Here is a 3,032-nt window from a genome sequence, read left to right as displayed (position 1 = left end):
TTTCCGTTAATTTGGAACGGATTTAATCCTACCTCAACTGGAAATTTATGCCCATTTTTATGAGCTCCATACAAATCTCTATTAACTCCCATTTGTCTTGTGGAAGATTTTTTATAAAAAGAATTAAAATGAGCTCCATGACCTGCATGGTAATTTTTAGGAATTAAAATATGCAAATGTTGATTTTGAAGTTCGTCTTTAGCATAACCAAATATATTTTCGGCAGCAGTATTGTTTGCAACAATTGTTTGATTTTGGTCAACAACAATTACACTTTCTGAAACGGCTTCAAAAAGCACATTAAAAACGTATTCATTTTCATGAAATAAATTAGGCAATGGTATATTTTTTTAGTTTTTTAGTATTTTCGAAAATACTAAAAATTTATGAACTTCAATATTAATTTTAAGCTAAAAACGAAACTTAGTTAAACTGACCTGAAATTGAGCTAATTATTTCTAAAAAATCAGCACAAAATGATGAAAATTATTTAAAAATAAACTGTTAATTTTAACTAATATGTTTTAGTCATTGTTGGTGGTACAACAATAATAAAATCAGCTTTTAATTTATTTTCTTTATTAAATTTTTTAATATTTTCTTGCTCAATTACGCTTACAGTGCTAATTTTTAAGTTGCTATTTCCTTTTTTTAAATACCAATTAATTCCCTCATAATCGTCTGAATGATAAGAACCATTATAATGCACAAATAGTGAATTTGGTTCGTGATTTTCTACTATAAAATACCCCATTGTTGCATCTTTAACGGCCTGAGCTTTAGGTAAATTATCACCGCCGTGACCACCCATCATTTCTTTCATTTTAACATAACCTGGCAATGTTTCATCATAGGCAATTGGCAATGGCGCAATCCAACTTTTTTCTTCTTCAGAAAGTGTTTCTAATACTTCAAAACCTCCTCTAAAAACCTGACTGGCAAATCTTCTAGGGATATTAGTTGCAATAAATTTTAAGGTACTATCTCTTGCAAAATCTACCAAAGGTTTATAATCGGTTTTAAAATTATTCCACAATCTGGCCAACGTATCTAATGCTTTTGCGTCTATTGTTCCGGCTAAATAATCGTTTAATTCATTTTGATTATCCGCTTCAAACATTTCTGCTCCTAGAATTAATTTTCTTTGCGCATGTAAATCTTTAGTAGCTTCATATTGTAACCAATGTACAATAGGATTGTTATGGTGTTCACCAAATAAAACCACATCCGCTTTACTCATTTTTTTAAGCATCTTTTTATACGACACTTTGTTGCCTTTTGCATTGTATAATTTATATGCAGGTTTGTTTTGTGCTTGTATTACACCCGAAAATGTAATTATTAGTAGAAATACTATTAGTTTTCGCATAAATATTATTGGTTTTTTAACAGTTGGTTTTGAACAAATTTATAACTTTGTTACTAATTATTATAATTATTTCTTAATAATGAAAAAAGTGAGTTTAAATCACTCCGTTTATTAAGATTTAAATAACATATTAAAACATTCTTAAAAATGAAATACCTTCCAATTAGCAATCAACTTTTTACAAAAAACAGAGCTAAGTTTACCGCTCAAATGAAACCAAAATCAATTGCGGTTTTTAATTCTAATGATACTTTTACCACGGGTGCAGATAGTACACTTCCTTTTAAACAAAGTAGCGATTTGTTGTATCTAAGTGGTGCAGATCAAGAAGAAAGTATTTTAGTTCTTTTTCCAGATGCAATAAATCCAAAACACAGAGAAATTTTATTTTTAACTGAAACAAGTAAGTTAATTGAAATCTGGTATGGTGCAAAATATTCTAAAGAAGAAGCTACTAAAGTTTCTGGAATTGAAACAATTTATTGGTTATCTGAATTTGATAAAGTTTTTTACGATTTAATGACAGAAGCAGAAACAGTATACTTTAACACAAACGAACATTACAGACAATCAGTTGTAATTGAATCTAGAGAAGACAGATTTATAAAAAAATGTAAAGCCGATTTTCCTGCACATAAATGGGAAAAAAGCGCTCAAATAATGCTTAACATTAGAGGTGTAAAAGAACCTGAAGAAATTGAACTTATACAAACTGCCTGCAATATTACAAACAAAGGCTTTAGAAGAGTATTGCCTTTTGTAAAGCCGGGCATTATGGAGTTTGAAATTGAAGCTGAATATATGCACGAATTTTTAAGAAATCGCTCTAAAGGGTTTGCATATACACCAATAATTGGTTCGGGTTATAGTGCCTGTGTTTTACATTATATTGAAAACAATAAAGAATGTAAAGATGGTGATATGATATTGATGGATGTTGGTGCCGAATATGCTAACTATGCAAGTGATATGACACGTACAATTCCAGTAAACGGACGTTTTACTGAAAGACAAAAAGCAGTTTACAATGCTGTTTTCCGTGTTAAAGATGAAGCCACAAAAATGTTGGTTCCAGGAACAGATTGGGCTGAATACCATAAAGAAGTTGGTAAATTAATGACAAATGAATTGTTATCATTAAAACTACTTGATAAAGCCGATGTACAAAACGAAGATCCAAATTGGCCAGCATATAAAAAGTATTTTATGCACGGAACTTCGCATCATTTAGGTTTAGACACGCACGATTATGGTGCGTTAAAAACACCTATGAAAGCTAATATGGTATTTACCGTTGAACCTGGAATTTATATTCCTGAAGAAAATATGGGAATTAGACTTGAAGATGATGTTGTAATTCAAGAAAAAGGAGAACCTTTTAACTTAATGCAAGCTATTCCTATTACTGTTGAAGAAATTGAAGATTTAATGAATGGCTAATATTAGTTAGACACTGAGTCAATTTTAAAAAAGAGCCAATAGTTTCTGTGCATAGAAGTTATTGGCTCTTTAATTATATATTATTCTACTATAAATACTTCTTTTAAAGAAATAGCATTTCCATTTTTGGTAAAACCTTCTACAGAAATTTCAAAGGTTCCTTTAACATCTGAAGTAAAAAAATTGAATTCACACGTCTTAGAATTTATTTCAACGTTTGGTA

General features: G+C 29.8%; 3 protein-coding genes. 1 reads left to right on the top strand and 2 read right to left on the bottom strand.

From position 1 onward, the window contains the following. Positions 1–338: PAS domain S-box protein (locus AB1Z17_RS04970; RefSeq protein WP_368050692.1), on the bottom strand; the 338-nt coding region annotated here is incomplete at its 3' end. Between the two features lie 176 nt (positions 339–514). Next, entirely contained in the window at positions 515–1,369 is an 855-nt protein-coding gene (locus AB1Z17_RS04965) for a ChaN family lipoprotein (RefSeq protein ID WP_368050691.1), read from the bottom strand. A gap of 147 nt (positions 1,370–1,516) precedes the next feature. Between AB1Z17_RS04965 and AB1Z17_RS04960 the strand changes: the two genes are divergently transcribed. After that, positions 1,517–2,809, top strand: a complete 1,293-nt coding sequence (locus tag AB1Z17_RS04960) for an aminopeptidase P family protein (RefSeq protein ID WP_368050690.1) — start codon at positions 1,517–1,519, stop codon at positions 2,807–2,809. The last annotated feature ends 223 nt before the right edge of the window (positions 2,810–3,032 follow it).

The sequence above is a fragment of the Lutibacter sp. genome (assembly GCF_040883305.1).
GTDB lineage: Bacteria > Bacteroidota > Bacteroidia > Flavobacteriales > Flavobacteriaceae > Lutibacter.
This window is presented reverse-complemented; position numbering and strand designations above follow the sequence as displayed.

Excerpts from the sequence above, each read along its gene's own strand:
- AB1Z17_RS04965 (WP_368050691.1), bottom strand. The coding sequence starts at position 1,369 with ATGCGAAAACTAATAGTATTTCTACTAATAATTACATTTTCGGGTGTA.
- AB1Z17_RS04960 (WP_368050690.1), top strand. The coding sequence starts at position 1,517 with ATGAAATACCTTCCAATTAGCAATCAACTTTTTACAAAAAACAGAGCT.